At 59.1% G+C, this 16,122-nt stretch carries 16 protein-coding genes; 10 read left to right on the plus strand and 6 right to left on the minus strand.

Going from position 1 to position 16,122, the window contains the following annotated elements; all coding sequences use genetic code 11:
* Window positions 1-26: 26 nt before the first annotated feature.
* Window positions 27-863 (minus strand): 3'(2'),5'-bisphosphate nucleotidase CysQ, encoded by an 837-nt coding sequence (gene cysQ / locus FW764_RS09915; RefSeq protein WP_446433767.1) that lies wholly within the window; start codon window positions 861-863, stop codon window positions 27-29.
* Window positions 860-1,426, minus strand: coding sequence for an ADP compounds hydrolase NudE (gene nudE, locus FW764_RS09920; protein ID WP_446433768.1), 567 nt, complete (start codon window positions 1,424-1,426; stop codon window positions 860-862). The genes cysQ and nudE overlap by 4 nt, the downstream gene beginning before the upstream one ends.
* Before the next feature lie 87 nt (window positions 1,427-1,513).
* Here nudE and yrfG point away from each other — a divergent pair, with 87 nt between their 5' ends.
* Entirely contained in the window at window positions 1,514-2,176 is a 663-nt protein-coding gene (yrfG, locus tag FW764_RS09925) for a GMP/IMP nucleotidase (protein WP_446433769.1), read from the plus strand.
* 109 nt (window positions 2,177-2,285) lie between these two features.
* Here yrfG and lysM read toward each other — a convergent pair whose 3' ends face one another.
* Window positions 2,286-2,726, minus strand: coding sequence for a peptidoglycan-binding protein LysM (gene lysM, locus FW764_RS09930; RefSeq protein ID WP_446433770.1), 441 nt, complete (start codon window positions 2,724-2,726; stop codon window positions 2,286-2,288).
* 130 nt (window positions 2,727-2,856) lie between these two features.
* Here lysM and FW764_RS09935 point away from each other — a divergent pair, with 130 nt between their 5' ends.
* The 4 genes from FW764_RS09935 (at window position 2,857) to FW764_RS09950 (ending at window position 7,788) form a co-directional block, all read left to right on the plus strand.
* Window positions 2,857-3,744 (plus strand): LysR family transcriptional regulator, encoded by an 888-nt coding sequence (locus tag FW764_RS09935; protein ID WP_446433771.1) that lies wholly within the window; start codon window positions 2,857-2,859, stop codon window positions 3,742-3,744.
* Window positions 3,745-3,841: 97 nt separating this feature from the next.
* Window positions 3,842-4,681 carry a formate dehydrogenase accessory sulfurtransferase FdhD gene (gene fdhD, locus FW764_RS09940; RefSeq protein ID WP_446433772.1) on the plus strand — a complete coding sequence of 280 codons (840 nt, stop codon included), beginning with the start codon at window positions 3,842-3,844 and terminating at the stop codon, window positions 4,679-4,681.
* Window positions 4,678-7,026: an FdhF/YdeP family oxidoreductase gene (locus tag FW764_RS09945; RefSeq protein ID WP_446433773.1), complete on the plus strand. Its 2,349-nt coding sequence runs from the start codon at window positions 4,678-4,680 to the stop codon at window positions 7,024-7,026. Before fdhD ends, FW764_RS09945 begins: the two co-directional genes overlap by 4 nt.
* Window positions 7,027-7,305: 279 nt before the next feature.
* Window positions 7,306-7,788, plus strand: a complete 483-nt coding sequence (locus tag FW764_RS09950; protein WP_446433774.1) for a glycine zipper domain-containing protein — start codon at window positions 7,306-7,308, stop codon at window positions 7,786-7,788.
* A 148-nt stretch (window positions 7,789-7,936) separates the two neighbouring features.
* On the opposite strand, the gene FW764_RS09955 is transcribed toward FW764_RS09950, so the two are convergent.
* A complete protein-coding gene (locus tag FW764_RS09955; protein ID WP_446433775.1) occupies window positions 7,937-8,368 on the minus strand; it encodes an acyl-CoA thioesterase in 432 nt (143 codons plus the stop codon).
* Between the two features lie 23 nt (window positions 8,369-8,391).
* Complete coding sequence (locus FW764_RS09960; protein ID WP_446433776.1) at window positions 8,392-10,329, minus strand: RecQ family ATP-dependent DNA helicase; 1,938 nt, start codon at window positions 10,327-10,329, stop codon at window positions 8,392-8,394.
* Window positions 10,330-10,492: 163 nt separating this feature from the next.
* On the opposite strand from FW764_RS09960, the gene FW764_RS09965 reads away from it, so the two are divergent.
* From FW764_RS09965 to FW764_RS09985, 5 genes are all read left to right on the plus strand, one after another.
* The gene (locus FW764_RS09965; RefSeq protein ID WP_446433777.1) at window positions 10,493-11,542 is read left to right on the plus strand and encodes a S8 family peptidase; all 1,050 of its coding nucleotides are present in this window, start codon (window positions 10,493-10,495) and stop codon (window positions 11,540-11,542) included.
* A 105-nt stretch (window positions 11,543-11,647) separates the two neighbouring features.
* Complete coding sequence (locus tag FW764_RS09970; RefSeq protein ID WP_096236773.1) at window positions 11,648-11,818, plus strand: YhfG family protein; 171 nt, start codon at window positions 11,648-11,650, stop codon at window positions 11,816-11,818.
* Window positions 11,818-12,411 (plus strand): putative adenosine monophosphate-protein transferase Fic, encoded by a 594-nt coding sequence (locus FW764_RS09975; RefSeq protein WP_446433778.1) that lies wholly within the window; start codon window positions 11,818-11,820, stop codon window positions 12,409-12,411. The genes FW764_RS09970 and FW764_RS09975 overlap by 1 nt, the downstream gene beginning before the upstream one ends.
* Before the next feature lie 717 nt (window positions 12,412-13,128).
* Window positions 13,129-13,485, plus strand: a complete 357-nt coding sequence (locus FW764_RS09980; protein ID WP_446433779.1) for a DUF1493 family protein — start codon at window positions 13,129-13,131, stop codon at window positions 13,483-13,485.
* Between the two features lie 95 nt (window positions 13,486-13,580).
* Window positions 13,581-14,444 (plus strand): EamA family transporter, encoded by an 864-nt coding sequence (locus FW764_RS09985; RefSeq protein WP_446433780.1) that lies wholly within the window; start codon window positions 13,581-13,583, stop codon window positions 14,442-14,444.
* Between the two features lie 57 nt (window positions 14,445-14,501).
* Here the strand turns inward: FW764_RS09985 and FW764_RS09990 are convergent, their stop codons facing one another.
* Window positions 14,502-16,043, minus strand: a complete 1,542-nt coding sequence (locus FW764_RS09990; RefSeq protein ID WP_446433781.1) for a phosphoenolpyruvate carboxykinase — start codon at window positions 16,041-16,043, stop codon at window positions 14,502-14,504.
* Window positions 16,044-16,122: the final 79 nt, after the last annotated feature.

The raw sequence follows: 16,122 nt of genomic DNA on the forward strand, positions 1-16,122 counted from the left end.
CTCCCAGATTTTGATTTTTTGAGGCCTTAAGAACGAGCCAGGGTCAGCAGGCGCTCGCGCCACGCGGCCTTCGCCGGCAACGCCAAAAAGAACGGGTTCAGCAACGATTCCCGCGCCGGATAGCTGAACGGTTTACCACTCAACTCCAGCACCTCACCACCCGCGCCTTCCAACACGCCCTGGGCCGCAGCCGTGTCCCACTGCGAAGTCGGCGCCAATCTTGGGTAGCAATCAGCACTGCCCTCGGCCAACAGGCAGAATTTGAGCGAACTGCCGATGTTAGCCAGCTTCAACTCCCCCAAACCTTCGCTCAAACCGTCGAGCAAGCGTTCTTGTTCCGGGCTGGTATGACGACGACTGGCCACCACGGTAAAGGCCTCGCCCGCTGCCGGGGTCTGACGTACTTGAATCTGCTTGGGTGCTTCGCTCACATCGGAGCGCCAGGCCCCCAGGCCCGCGCCACCGAAGTAGCAGCGGCCACTGGTCGGCATCGACACCACACCGAACACCACGCGGCCTTGCTCGATCAGGGCGATGTTGACGGTAAACTCTTCGCTGCCGGCGATAAATTCTTTGGTGCCATCCAACGGGTCCACCAACCACCAGCGCTGCCAGCCTGCGCGTACACTCTGGTCGATATCCGCGTCCTCTTCGGACAGCACCGGAATGCTCGGATCGAGGGCGGTGAGGCCCGCCAGAATCAAGTGGTGAGCGGCCAGGTCCGCCGCCGTCACCGGCGAATCATCAGCCTTGGAGGTGACCACCACATCGGCGCGCCAATACGGCAGGATCACTTCACCCGCCTGACGCGCCAACTCAATCACAGGGGCGATAAACGGGTGACCTAAAAACAGTTCGCTCATGCGCTAAACGCTCCACGCTGGGTCAGCAGGTCTCGTACCAGATACAGTGCAGCCAGGGCACGGCCTTCGCTGAATTGCTCGTGTTGCGCCAGTTGCGACAATTCACGCAGGTTGACCCGCTCCACACGCATTGGCTCAGGCTCATCACCCTCCAGGCGCTCTTCGTACAGGTCGGTGGCCAGCACCACCTGGATCTTCTGGCTCATGTAGCCCGGCGACAGCGACAGCTCGGTAATGTGTTCCAACTGGCGCGCGCCATAGCCGGCTTCTTCCTTGAGTTCACGGTCGGCGGCCGCCAGCACGTCTTCGCCGGGCTCGATCAGCCCCTTGGGCAACGACAACTCATATTCGTCGGTGCCGCCGCAATACTCTTCAACCAACAATGCGTGGTCCTCATCAATCATCGCCACGATCATCACCGCGCCGTAGCCGGCACCGCGGCCTACCAGGCGCTCGTAGGTCCGTTCAACGCCATTGGAAAAGCGCAATTGCACTTCCTCCACGCGAAACAAACGGCTACTGGCGACTATTTCGCGGGCGAGGACGGTGGGTTTCTGGCGCATAAGCGGCTCCTTGACGTGATCGGGTTACTATACCGTGGCTTTTCCGATTGTCTGTGTCGGATATCTTTACTTACATGAGAACGCCCCATGCCCGCTTTGAACTGGCACGCCATCGACACCGTCTTGCTGGACATGGATGGCACCTTGCTCGACCTGCATTTCGACAACCACTTCTGGATGGAGCACCTGCCCCAGCGCTACGCCGAGCTTCACGGGGTGAGCCGCGCCATGGCGGAGATGGAATTGCAGCCGCTGTTCGAGCGTAATGCCGGACAGTTGCAATGGTATTGCCTGGATTTCTGGAGCACGGAGCTGAATATTCCGGTGCGCGAGCTTAAGTTGGAAACTGCCCACCTGATTGCCCTGCGCCCGGATGCGGACACCTTTCTGGCGGCGATCAAACAGGCTGGCAAGCGCGTGATTCTGATTACCAACGCTCATCGTGATTCGCTGTCATTGAAATTGGAACGCATTGAACTGGCGCCGTATTTCGAGCGGTTGATCAGCTCCCATGACTACGGTTTCCCCAAGGAAGACCCGCAATTCTGGGCAGCCCTGCAAGCCGACATCCACTTCGACCCGGCCCGCAGCCTGTTTATCGATGACACCTTGCCGATCTTGCGCAGTGCTCGGGATTTTGGCGTGGGGCATTTGTTGGCGGTGAAAGAGCCGGACAGTAAGAAGGGGCCAAAGGACACGGCGGAATTTGCGGCAGTTGATGACTACCGGGATCTCATTGCCGGACTCTAACCCAATGTGGGAGCGGGGTTTGCCCGCGATGCAGGCACCTCGGCTTATCAATTGCACCGAGGTGATGCTATCGCCGGCAAGCCCGCTCCCACATTTTTTGTTCCGCGTGTTACTCAGGAATACGCAGTGTTTGCCCTGGGTAGATTTTGTTCACGTCTTTAAGCAACGGCTTGTTGGCCTCAAAGATCTTGTTGTACAGGTTGGCATTGCCGTACACCGCCAGGGAAATCGCGCTGAGGGTGTCGCCCTTTTTCACTACCACGAAACGCGCAGCAGCCACGGCCGGGCCGGTCACGGTGATCTGGTCATCTACACTGCCAACACCGGCAATATTGCCTGCGGCCAGGATGATTTTCTCTTTCTCCTCCTGGGTGGCAACTTCGCCCTTGACGGTGACTTTGTCGCCATCAACGGTTGCGGTGACATTCGGGTTTCCAAGCCCGACATCGCTGATGTGCTTCTTCAACTCATCACTTGCGTTCGCATTACCCGGCGTCAACAGGTCAATAAGCTTCTCGCCAGCTTCCTTAACAAAGCTAAAAATACTCATGGTGCGCTCTCCTTGGGGTTTAAGTTCCAGATGCCCAAGACTAGACCAGTCCTACCGACTTGGGTTCCAGGCCGACCAAAGACCCAAACGCGCTAGAATCCCCCGCCATTGGAATAAGCCCGGAGCGAAGATGGACATCAAACAGCTGAAATTCCTCATCGCCCTCGACGAGACCCGTCACTTCGGCCAGGCGGCTGCGCGTTGTCATATCACCCAGCCGACCTTGTCGATGCGCCTGCGCAACCTGGAAGAAGAGCTGGACTTGCCGTTGGTCAATCGTGGCCAGCGCTTCGAAGGCTTCACCGCGCCGGGCGAACGCGTGTTGGCGTGGGCGCGCACCGTACTGGCGGCCTATGACGGCTTGCAGGCTGAAGCGGCGGCCTGTCGCGGCAATTTGGTCGGCACGCTGCGCCTGGGCGTGGTGCCGCTGTCGAGCTTCGATCCTTTGGCGCTGATGCAGCAGTTGCATAAAGAGCACCCGAGCTTGCGCTTTGAACTCTCGGCATTAAGCTCCGAGCAAATCCTCGAACAGCTGGCGAGCAATCGCCTGGATCTCGGAGTGTCTTACCTGGAGCGCCTGGACAACGAGCGCTTCGACTCGTTGGCGCTGGGCGAGACCCGCATGGGCCTGCTCTACGACCAGCGTTTTTTCAGCTTCGGCGACAAGCCCTTGAGCTGGGAAGCGCTGATCGAACTGCCGCTGGGTATGCTCACCAGCGGCATGCACTTTCGTCAGTCCATCGACCACAATTTCCACAGCCGTGGGCTCAACCCGCAGCCTTTGCTACAAACTGATGCGGTGCATCAATTGTTACAAGCCGTACACGGCGGCCTGTGTTGCGCCGTAATGCCATTGGACGGTGGCCTCGACGCCCTCACCGAGCATTTACGCCTGCAACCCATTGAAGATGCTCACACGCTGGCGCGTCTAGGGCTGATCATGCGCCGCACCGCACCCCGTTCGGCGTTGGCGGAAGCCTGTTTTGCGCTGTTTCAAAAATCGCAGGAAGAGTCTTGATCGACGGCATCTATCGGTAGATCAGTACTGGCAATTAGACGCGACGCTTTGTCGCGCCTAGTCTGAACGCTGATCAATCCGCCGGTGGTACTGCCCCATGAACGCCAAGCGCCCAGTCTGCGCGGCGCCCGCCGCTGAAACGCCCGCGCCCGCCGCCAGCCAGAGTTACCAGTTTTGCAACCTCGAACACACCGACGTCGCCAGCACTGCGTTGGCGGAAGAAGTGGCGTTAGCGATTGCCTATAACGATATCAGCCAGGCGGTGATGCTGGTAACACCCACGGACCTGGAAGACTTCATCGTCGGTTTCAGCATAGGTAGCGGCATTATCGCCGACGTTAGCGATATCTATGATCTGAAACTCAGCGGTTCAGGTTCTGCCCAGTACGCCCAAGTGCAGATTTCCAGTCGCGCCTTCTGGAACCTCAAGCAGCAGCGCCGCCAATTGGCAGGTACAAGCGGTTGTGGTTTGTGTGGCGTCGAAGCCGTGGAACAGGCTCTGCCCGACCTTCAAGTGTTACCTGGCGCGCCCTTGCCACCCGCCGAATGGCTCGCCGGGCTGCGCCAGCGCATCAGCGCGTTCCAGCCCCTGGGCCAGTACAGCGGCGCGGTCCACGCAGCAGTATTTATGAATGACCAAGGTGAATTGCTGATGGGCCGTGAAGACATCGGCCGGCATAACGCCCTGGATAAATTAATCGGCGCGTTGATCCGCCAAAAGATTCCGACCGACGGCGGCCTGGCGATTGTCACCAGTCGCTGCAGCCTCGAATTGATTCAGAAAGTTTTGCGCGCGGGCATCCAGACCCTGGTCAGCCTGTCGTCACCCACCGGCCTGGCCCTGCAATGGGCGCGCCGGCACAACCTCAACCTCATCCACCTGCCGCAGAAAAGTGCGCCGCGGGTCTACAGCCCCGCGATGGAGTACCAGCCATGAGCATGCATCACCAAGCCGACCAAACCCCGACCCCGCGCTACAAGCCCTACAAAGGCCCGGCCGGCGGCTGGGGCGCGCTGATCAGCGTGGCGCAGGCCTGGCTGACCAGCGACAACGCGATGAAAAACCTGCGCATGATGCTCAAGACCAACCAGAACGGCGGCTTCGACTGCCCGGGCTGCGCATGGGGCGACTCGCCGGAAAGCGGCATGGTCAAGTTCTGTGAAAACGGCGCCAAGGCTGTTAACTGGGAGGCCACCAAGCGCCGGGTGGATGCTGCATTTTTTGCCAAGCACAGCGTCACCGCGCTGCTGGAGCAAAGCGACTATTGGCTGGAATACCAAGGCCGCCTGACCGAACCGATGCGCTACGACGCCGAAACTGATCGCTACAAGGCTATCAGTTGGGAAGCGGCGTTCGACCTGGTCGGCAAGCACCTCAACGCCCTGCCAAGCCCGGACATGGCGGAGTTCTACACCTCGGGCCGGGCCAGCAACGAAGCGGCGTACCTGTATCAGCTGTTTGTGCGCGCCTACGGCACCAACAATTTCCCGGACTGCTCGAACATGTGCCACGAAGCCAGCGGCGTGGCCCTGGCGCAAAGCGTGGGCGTGGGCAAAGGCACCGTGACCTTTGATGACTTCGAACATGCCGATGCGATTTTTGTCTGGGGCCAGAACCCCGGCACCAACCACCCGCGCATGCTCGAACCACTGCGTGAAGCGGTTAAACGCGGCGCCCAAGTGGTGTGCATCAACCCGCTGAAAGAACGTGGCCTGGAGCGCTTCCAGCATCCGCAACACCCGCTGGAAATGCTCACCAACGGCGATAAGCCGACCAACACTGCCTACTTTCGTCCGGCGTTGGGTGGCGACATGGCCATCGTGCGTGGCATGGCCAAGTTCCTGCTGCTGTGGGAGCGCCAGGCACAGGCCGAAGGCAAAGAAGCGGTGTTCGACCACGACTTCCTCAACGAGCACACCACTAACGTGCTCGAGTACCTAGGCCAGATCGACGACACCTCGTGGGATGAAATCGTCGAGCAGTCCGGCCTGACCCTGGTCGAGATCGAGCAAGCGGCGCGCATGTACGCCAAAGGCAAGAACGTGATCATGTGCTGGGCAATGGGCATCACCCAGCACCGCCACTCGGTGCCGACCATCCAGGAAATCGCCAACCTGATGCTGCTGCGCGGCAACATCGGCCGCCCAGGTGCCGGCCTGTGCCCGGTGCGTGGCCACAGTAACGTGCAGGGCGATCGCACCATGGGCATCAACGAGCGCCCACCAGTGGCGTTTCTCGATGCCCTGGAACGGCGCTTCCAGTTCCAAGTGCCGCGCCACAATGGTCACAACGTGGTTGAAGCAATCCACGCGATGCTCGAAGGCCGCTCCAAGGTGTTTATCGGCCTGGGTGGCAACTTCGCCCAAGCTACACCCGACAGCCCGCGCACGTTCGAAGCGCTGCGCAACTGCGACCTGACTGTGCAGATCAGCACCAAGCTCAACCGCAGCCACCTGATGCACGGCAAAGACGCGCTGATCCTGCCATGTCTGGGCCGCACCGACATCGACATACAGGCCGAAGGCCCGCAAGCGGTGACAGTGGAAGACTCGTTCAGCATGGTTCACGATTCCAATGGCCAGTTGCAGCCGCTGTCGAAGCTGATGAAATCCGAGCCTGCCATCCTCGCCGGTATTGCCGCCGCGACCCTGGGCAGCAAACCGGTGGACTGGAACTGGCTGGTGGCTGACTACAGCCGTATCCGTGACCTGATCGCCGACACCATCCCAGGCTTCAAGGACTTTAACGAACGCCTCAAACACCCGGGCGGTTTTTACCTGGGTAACTCCGCCGGTGCACGTCGTTGGAACACGCCTTCGGGTCGTGCCAACTTCCGCCCGAACGTGCTGCCCAAAGACCTGATCCACGAACGCACCCACGCCACAGGCCGGGTGCCGGACCTGATCATGCAATCGATGCGCTCCCACGATCAGTACAACACCACCATTTACGGCCTGGACGACCGCTACCGTGGTGTAAAAGGCCAGCGTGACGTGCTGTTCGTCAACGAAGCCGACATCATCCGCTTGGGCTTCAAGCCGGGGCAAAAGGCTGACATCGTTTCGCTGTGGGAAGACGGCCGTGAGCGGCGTGTGAAGGGCTTCACCCTGCTGGCGTTTGATATTCCGGCGGGGCAGGCGGCAGCGTATTACCCGGAAGTGAACCCGTTGGTGCCGCTGGAAAGCACCGGAGATGGCAGCCATACGCCGACGTCTAAGTTTGTGGCGATTCGTTTGGAAGCGGCGAGCGCGACCGGTTTGATCATGGCGCGTTCGGCCTGACGTTTTTTTGTAGCGCGCGGGCTTGTCGCATCGCCACAACAATCCCGCTCGCCACAAACACCGCTCGCCGAAATGACAAATCCCAGGCACAAAAAAAGGCCGCTTTTGCATAAAAACGGCCTTTCCCAAGTAGCTAAAGACTCGTAAAAATGACTTAAGTTCCCTATACAAAACAGCAAGTTAGCAAATTGTATACAACCTGTACCACCGGTCGGTTTTCGATTGTCAGCGACTCGATACAACCTCAGGATCGCGCCGTCATCCTCTTGAGGTCTGTCTATGAAGTTCTCCTCGATTCTCTTGTTGTCCCTTGGCCTGGTCAGTGGCGCAGCCATGGCCGGTGGCACCACCGAAGCCGGTGTGGGCGGCGCATTGGGCGGGGTTTTAGGTTCCGTTGTCGGCCAGCAGATGGGCGGTAACACCGGTTCGGCCATCGGCGCAGCCTTGGGCGGTGCGGGCGGTAGTGCGGTCGGCGCCGACAAGCGCAGCCGTGGCGAAGCCGCTATTGGCGGTGCCCTGGGCGCGGCAGGCGGCAACGTGGTAGGCCGCAGCATGGGCGGCAACACCGGCAGCCTGATCGGCGCAGCCGCCGGCGGTGGCGCGGGCGGTGCGCTGGGCAACTATATGGGCAACAAGAGCGATGACGACGACCGCCGTTATCGTGGGCGGGATAACCGTCGTTATGACCGTGATGATCATCGTGGCCGCGGCCATGCGTACGGGCATCGCAAGAACAAGCATCACCACCGCAATCATCGGTAAGCCATCGGTCTAAAGCACAAGGCAAATCCCTATGGGAGCCGGGCTTGCCCGCGATGGCGTACTGTCAGGAAACACATTTGAACCTGACCCATCACTATCGCTGGCAAGCCACCTCCCACAGGTGATCGTCGCTGATCAAAATGGCGAGTCACACCACCAACCGCTGCAACGCCTCGCGCAACCTCCCCGGAATCGTCATCGGCTGGTTCGTGGCCCGATCCACAAACACATGCACAAAGCGCCCCGCCGCGCAGGCGTCCTCTTCGCCCGCCTTGAACACCGCCAACTCATACTGCACCGAGCTGTTACCCAACTTGCCGACCCGCAGGCCGATTTCCAGGCGGTCGGGAAACGCGACCGAGGCGAAATAATCACACGCCGAACTCACCACAAATCCCACCACTTCACCGTCATGAATATCCAACCCGCCCTCTTCAATCAGGTAGGTATTCACCGCCGTGTCGAAAAAGCTGTAGTAGGTAACGTTATTCACATGGCCGTACACATCGTTGTCGTGCCAACGCGTAATGATCGGCTGGAAGTGACGGTAGTCGGCGCGCAAAGGCATTGAGTCAGGCATAGGCAAGTCTCGTGAAAGTGGGCTTACAGATCATTCAAATGGGATTCGGCCCACTCACGCACTTCGGCGTAGGGGTAGGCTTCCAGCGCAGCGAAACCCGCAATACCCCGCGCTTTCAACTTGGTAAACAACGGCACACTGATACCACCGAGGAACCGCGTCAGTCGCTCCGCGCCAGGCAAACTCCCGGTGTGCTCATGATGCCTGTGGATAAAATCACCGCACAGTCCCATGAAGTTTTTATCCACAAGCGGCGGCAAACTCGGCGCAGGCGGTAAATGCGCAACGTGGCCGTGGCATACCGAGCAATGCCCACAACGCAGCGGCGCGTTTTCATCGCCAAAGTACTTGGCCAGAAGCTGGCCCAGGCAATGCTCGGTGGCAAACAGGTCAAGCATGGCGTGTATCCGAGCCACCTCCGTCACCTCGTGCTGCTTGAAGCCTGTGTATAACTGCTCGCTCAACGTCTGTGGATCAAAGTCGGTATTCAGCAGGCTGTAGACCTCCGTCATCTGCTTGCTTTCCAGCTCAATCAAGCCCTGCTCCTGGAAGTAATCCAAGGCTTTCACCACGCGACTGCGTTCGGCATTGTGTTGCTGGTAAAGCGCGTCGAAATCCACAGTCGCCCAGGTCCTGGCGCGATTGCACACTTGGATAATCGCTGCGACAAACTGCTGTCTCTCGCCGGAGAAACGCGCCAGTAAGGCCTCAGGTTCAATCAGGTATTTGAAGCGGTACTCGGCGTAAAATGCATAACGCGGCGCAATCACGCCCTTGAGTTCCAACTGCACCAACAGCGTCTTGAGCGGCAGCTCACGGATGTTGCTGTGGTCCGATAGCGACTTCAGCAAGAATTCCCACTGCCCATCACTGCGCACCGCCTGCAACTCGGTGAGGACACGAAGAATGCCCTGTTCCTCCGGCGTATCGCCGTACACGAAATTTTCCAGCACATTGAGGCTGTCGCGGTTGGCCAATACCAAGCAGTCGGACGGCTGCCCATCACGTCCTGCGCGGCCGATCTCCTGGCTGTAGTTCTCGATGGATTTGGGCAAGTCGAAGTGCACCACATTGCGGATATCACTTTTATCGATCCCCATGCCAAACGCGATCGTGGCAACGATGCAATTGGAGCGCCCGCCCATAAAGCGTTGCTGGATACCCTCGCGTTTATCGTGGGGCAAACCGGCGTGATAAGCCTCGGCCTGAATGCCGTTGCGGTTCAGGTGCTCGGCAATCTGCTCGGCGGTTTTCTGTAGCGTGACGTAGACGATGCTCGGCTGATTGGCGCGTTCATTCATCCATTCGACCAGGCGCCGACGTTTGTCGTGACCGCTCACCGGCTCCACCAGCAAGTTGAGGTTGGGCCTGTAGAAGCCTGTGGTGATGACATCGTCCGGCGCAATCGCGAACTTCGCCTGCATGTCGGCAATCACCTTGGGCGTGGCCGTCGCCGTCAGCAGCAGCGCTTGTGGGATATTGAACTGGAGCTGGTAGTCCGGCAGCTTCAAATAGTCCGGACGGAAGTTGTGACCCCACTCGGAAATACAGTGCGCTTCATCCACCACCAACAGCGAAATCTGCACGCTTTGCAAAAAATTACGGAAGCGCTCGTTCTTCAAGCGCTCCACGGAAATCATCAGGATTTTCAGCTCGCCCGAACGCGCACGGGCCATCACATCATTGGCGTCCTCGCGGCTCTGCGCCGAATCGATACTGCCGGCTGAAATGCCATGGCGCTGCAGGAAACCCAGTTGGTCCTGCATCAACGCCAACAGCGGCGACACCACCAGCGTCAGGTGCGGCAGCAATACCGCCGACAGCTGATAACAAAGGGACTTGCCCGACCCGGTGGGAAAAATGGCTGCGGCCGAACGCCCGGCTAACACCGCGCTGACCGCGGCTTCCTGACCCAGACGAAACTGTGGATAACCAAAGACCTGTTGGAGGGTGCTGTGCATAGGCTGTCACTCCATTGACCGCTGACAGAGTCAAAAACATAGTCCAGCGATCAGAAAAACGTCGGGAATAAACGCTACAAACTGATACAGAGAAAACCAGCAAGCCTGCGCAAAAACGCAGACAGTAACACGCTTGATCGTAAGCCCCGACAAGGAGTCGTGAATGCCCAACACGCTGATGTTTTCGCTGCAACGTGCGACCTTGCTCGCATTGCCCCTGCTGCTGATGGGCTGTGCAGCACCACCCAAACCAACACCTGTGCACTTGGCCGCACGCGCCTTTGAAACCCCTGAATACTTCGCCTCAAACGCCCTTCCCACCGTCAAGGCGTCAACCCTCTACGCTCGCGGTGGTACTGGCCAGGGCGTGAAAGTGGCATTGATCGACTCAGGCCTCAACAGCACGTTGCCGGAGTTCCAAGGGCGCCTGGCCAGCATGGGTTACGACTTTGTACGCCAACAGCCCGGCGTCGTTGACATCAAGGGGCACGGCACACAAATGGCCGGCATTCTTGCCGCGAACAAGAACGACCAAGGCATGCATGGGATGGCCTTCAACGCTCAGTTGATCCCTATGCGTTTCGGCGATGACAAGGAGCCGTTCTACTTCGACAGCGAAATTGCCCAGGCCTGGCGTTTAGCCCACGCCCAAGGCGCCCGCTTTTTCAGCAACTCATGGGCAAACCCCATCGAAGCCAATACCAACCAAGTGCCCATCTATGAGCGTTTGATGGGCGACTCGCTGGAGGCCGCGAAACAACTGGTCGCCGAAGGGGCTGTCTTTGTGTTTTCCACCGGTAACGAGGTCAAGCGTGAACCGCTCGCCGAACCCGGCCTGCCTGCCTTGGTGCCGGAGCTGGAGAAAGGCTGGATCGCGGTCACGGCCCTCAAGAGCGACGGCACCGCGATAAACCTAAAGTCCAACTACTGCGGGCTGGCCGCGCGCTGGTGCATTGCTGTTCCGGGTGGCGATGGCGGGGCGGGCCTGTTGACCACGCAGAAGGACGGCAGCTACGGCCCTGCCGCTGGCACCTCGCCAGCCGCCGCACTGGTCAGCGGAGCATTGGCGGCACTGCATAGCCGCTTTCCCGAGATGACCGCGCAGCAGATTCGCGAACGTTTGCTCAGTACGGCCAATCGAACGGGCATCTATGCCGACAGCGAAGCCTACGGACGCGGGTTGATGGACCTGGACGCAGCGTCGCGCTTGTAGCGGTGCTGATATTGAATGTGCCGGCCTGGCGGGTAGTCATTTTATCCCGCCTGTCTGCTGACGCATTGCGCTACAATTAGGCCTTGCGACCAGGAGTACGCTGCAATGAGCGAACCGACGTTTGAGCAAAAACAGGATCACTACCACAAGATCCGCCGCTCCAATTACTTGGCAAGCCTGCGCCTGGAGGGGTTCGACACCCAACCGGCCGATGTCGACAAACCCCTGCCGACCCGCGAAGCCGTTCTTGCCAAGTACCGCAAAACCCCACACTGATGCTCGACAAATACGGGGTGGGCGAGGATCCGTACTGCTACCCCGGTAGCGGCGCCCTGCGCAACCGCCTCGATTTGCGCGACGAAATGCTCCTGCACCAAGCCGAGCGAGAGTTATCCGAAATCGCCGTAGGCAGCCTCCCTCTCTATCCACCACCCTACGACCTCGAACGCCTGCAACAAATCCACCGTACCCTGTTCGGCGACATCTACGACTGGGCCGGAGAGTTACGTAGCGTCAACATCCAGAAAGGCGACACTCTGTTCTGCACCCCGGAGCGCATCCCGCCAGAAGCGGCAAAGATCATCCAGCATATGGAACAGGCCAATTGGTATGTTGGCGCGCCCCAGGCTGAACTGGTGCGCCTGATTGCCGAGGCTTATGGCGACCTCAACGTCATCCACCCGTTTCGTGAAGGCAACGGCCGGGCGCAGCGAATTTTATTCGAACAGATAATCGTGAATGCCGGTTTTTCGGTGAACTGGTGGCTGGTGAAACACGCGGCATGGATACCGGCGAACATTGACGCGGTGGCGTGTGATTATCGGGGGCTTGAGGCGATTTTTGAGCGGTGTATCAGCTTACCTCTCTAAACGGCCTGTTGCCTGTATTGCACCACCACACCCACCTATAGTTCGCCCCTCGCTGCAAAATCAGCGATCAGGTTTGGTCACCCGATACAGAGTTCACATACGCACCTTCAGATGTCGTAGGCACTCGTGTGCCCACACGCTTCATGGCGGCTGTGTTTGGGACGCCTTCGGGCGTGCCGGGTGAATCTCTGCCGGTTGACCAACCTGGACACAGTCCGCCACCCATCGCGGGCAAGCCGGCTCCCGCATTTGATGGTTGCTGCCCAAAAAATCACTGGTAAATCGCAAATACCGGAAAACGCAGTGAGAAACCATCAAACACCACGTAGTCCCCTTCCCAAACTACTTAAAACACCTGTTCCCCCCCTACATAACTCTCCTTCGCATGACCGAAACTAGCGCCCTCTCAACTGTCCCGGCAGAAACAGCGTGAACTTTTATTTAGAGTTAGCCTTGATCGTCACTCTGCCATTGCTGACCTTTTGGCTGATAAAAAACTACAAGTATCGGTTAGGCCTTGGGCTTACCTTGCTAGTCAGTGGGCTAGTACTGATATTCGCACCGATGCCCAGGCTGACTTTTTCTGCCCACGAGCCTATAAACAGTACCATCGCCTATATCATCCTCTTCACTGGCATCGGCTTTATGCGGAAACGAAACAAATACCGACGCGTAACGTCGCCCGCACCAACCCACCCACTCCTGCGTGCCCCCACCATGAACCTGGCCCCCAACCTCCCCGGAGACCCCGTCATGCAGCAGCTCCTGCAATTGCTGCACGAAGAAATCGGCCTGCCGAAGCATAAGACCCTTCGCCTCGAAACCTCGATCAACCTCGACCTCGGCTGCGACGGCGCCGAGGCCAAGCAATTGATGGAAGCGATGGAGCAAGAATTTGCCCTCGACCTGGGCGATTACGACGCTTATCGTTACTTCAAACCGCCGGTGTTCGATGTGTTCCTCAAGCGTCGGGCCAAAGGCCGTGGTGACAAGGTGCCGCTGACCATCGGCATGCTCTACCTGGCCATCAAGACCCATAGCTGGGACACGCAGACCCTGGAAAACCTCAGCTGACCCCGAGAGCGCCGAGCATCAAATGTGGGAGCAAGCCCGCTCCCACATTGGTTATGCGCTAACCTCGCGAGTTGCCTACCTTTCAAGGACCGTACATGGACGTAATCATGGGCCTGCTGGCCGCCCTGCTCTGGGGCGGCACGGATTTCCTCGTGGGCCTCAACGCCCGGGCCGTCGGCGTTAAACGCGCCGTGTACTTCGGCCAAGCCCTCGGTTTCCTGATCATGACCCTGTTGCTGGTCATCTTCCCGGCCTACCTGTTCAAATCCCTGAATGCCCCGTTGAGCGTCTGGCTCCTGGGCATCACCGCCGCGCTGCTCACCGTCTCCGGCGCCCTCGCGCTGTCCAAGGCCTTCGCCCTGGGCAAAGCCGCCATCGTCGCGCCACTGGTGACCTCTTACGGTGTGGTCACCACGCTACTGTCCTGGGCCAGCGGCGAACAGATCAGCTTGATCCAACTCGGCTGCATCGGCTTGTGCGTCTTCGGCGTGATCCTCTCCAGCATTCACAAGGACAACGGCGTGCCCCACAACAACCCACGCCAGTCGATCGCCTACGCCATGCTTGCAGCAACGCTGTACGGCACCAGCTTCTGGTTGCAAGGTCGCTACACGCTGCCCGCGCTGGGGCCGATTACCATGTTGTGGCTGGGTTATCTGGTGGGTCTTTGCGTGCTGGTGGTGATGGTGCTGAAGATCAAGGACGGCCTGAAAATTCCACCGCTGAAAAACTGCGCGACGTTGACCGGTGCAAGCTTGATGAACCTCGGTGGTTTCTCGGCGTTTTCGTGGGGCGCGATGGCGGGGTCGGTTTCGGTGGTGACGGTGATCAGTACGTTGTCGGGTGGGATTGCGGCGATGCTGGGGTTTGTGTTTTTCAAGGAGCGGTTGTCAGCGGTTCAGGTGCTAGGCGTTGTGTTGGTGTTGGTCGGAGCCGTAGTTTTGCACCTCGCCGACTAACCCTTCGCGCACAAAAAAGCCGCCCACAAGAGGCGGCTTTTTTACAACAACCGAGCCTTACAACTTAGGCCCAGCCGCCTTGATCGAATCGCTCACTTCAAACTTCTTGAAGTTCTCGATGAACAGAGCCGCCAGCGCTTTCGCCGCTTCGTCGTAAGCAGCCTTGTCGGCCCAGGTGTTACGTGGGTTCAACAGGCCAGTCTCAACGCCTGGTACGGCCAATGGCACGTCGAGGTTGATGGTGTCGAGGTGTTCGGTTTGCGCACCGATCAACGCGCCGCTCTGGATCGCTGCGATGACGCCGCGAGTGGTCGGGATGTTGAAGCGTTTGCCGACGCCGTAGCCACCGCCGGTCCAGCCGGTGTTGACCAGGTAGACCTTGGAGCCGAAGCCGCGCACGCGCTTGATCAGCAGTTCTGCGTATTCACCGGCCGGGCGTGGGAAGAATGGCGCGCCGAAGCAGGTGGAGAAGGTCGACTTGATGCCGCTGCCGGAACCCATTTCGGTCGAGCCCACCAGCGCGGTGTAGCCGGACAGGAAGTGGTAGGCCGCTTGTTCTTCGCTGAGAATCGAGACGGGCGGCAGCACGCCGGTCAGGTCGCAGGTCAGGAAGATCACAGCGTTTGGCTCGCCGCCGAGGTTCTTCTCGGAACGCTTGGCAACGTGCTCCAGCGGATAGGCGGCGCGGCTATTCTGGGTCAGGCTGACGTTGGTGTAATCGGCGTGCTTGGCATCGTCGATCACTACGTTTTCGAGCACGGTGCCGTGCTTGATAGCTTTCCAGATAACCGGCTCGTTCTTCTCGGAGAGGTCGATGCACTTGGCATAGCAACCACCTTCGATGTTGAACACCACGCCTTCGCCCCAGCCGTGTTCGTCGTCACCGATCAGGTAACGGCTTTCGTCAGCCGACAGAGTGGTTTTACCAGTGCCCGACAGGCCGAAGAACAGGGTCACGTCGCCCGCTTCGCCGATGTTGGCGGCGCAGTGCATTGGCAGTACGTCGGCAGCCGGCAGCAGGAAGTTCTGCACCGAGAACATGGCTTTTTTCATTTCACCGGCGTAACGCATGCCGGCGATCAGGACTTTTTTCTGTGCGAAGTTGAGGATCACGCAACCATCGGAATTGGTGCCGTCACGCTCTGGCACGCACTCAAAGTTGGCTACGTTGAGCACTTGCCACTCATCACGACCGGCTGGGTTGTACTGGGCCGGGTTGATGAACAGGCAACGACCGAACAGGTTCTGCCAGGCCGTCTGGGTAGTCATTTTCACGGCCAGGTAGTGGTCATCTGCAGCCCCTACGTGAACGTGGGAAACGAAATGCTCTTGCGCGTTGTTGAAAGCCTCAACGCGAGCCCACAGGGCGTCGAACTTGTCGGCCGGGAACTTGCGGTTGATCGGGCCCCAGGCGATAGCGTCCTGGGTGGAGGGCTCTTCAACGATGAAACGGTCGACCGGAGAACGGCCGGTACGGTGACCGGTTTCTACGACCAGCGCGCCAGTATCGGCAAGCACGCCTTCACCGCGCTGCAGGGCTTCTTTGACCAGATCGTCAACACTCAGATCGGTGTATACGGCGTTATTGGCTTGCGTCATGAGGTTCCCCGTCGGCCTATGGCCGAGTGCTCCAAACGTTTTGTAGTAGAAAGTTGCGCACTACTACCGCGAAAAAAGT

Source organism: Pseudomonas sp. 1152_12, assembly GCF_052850675.1.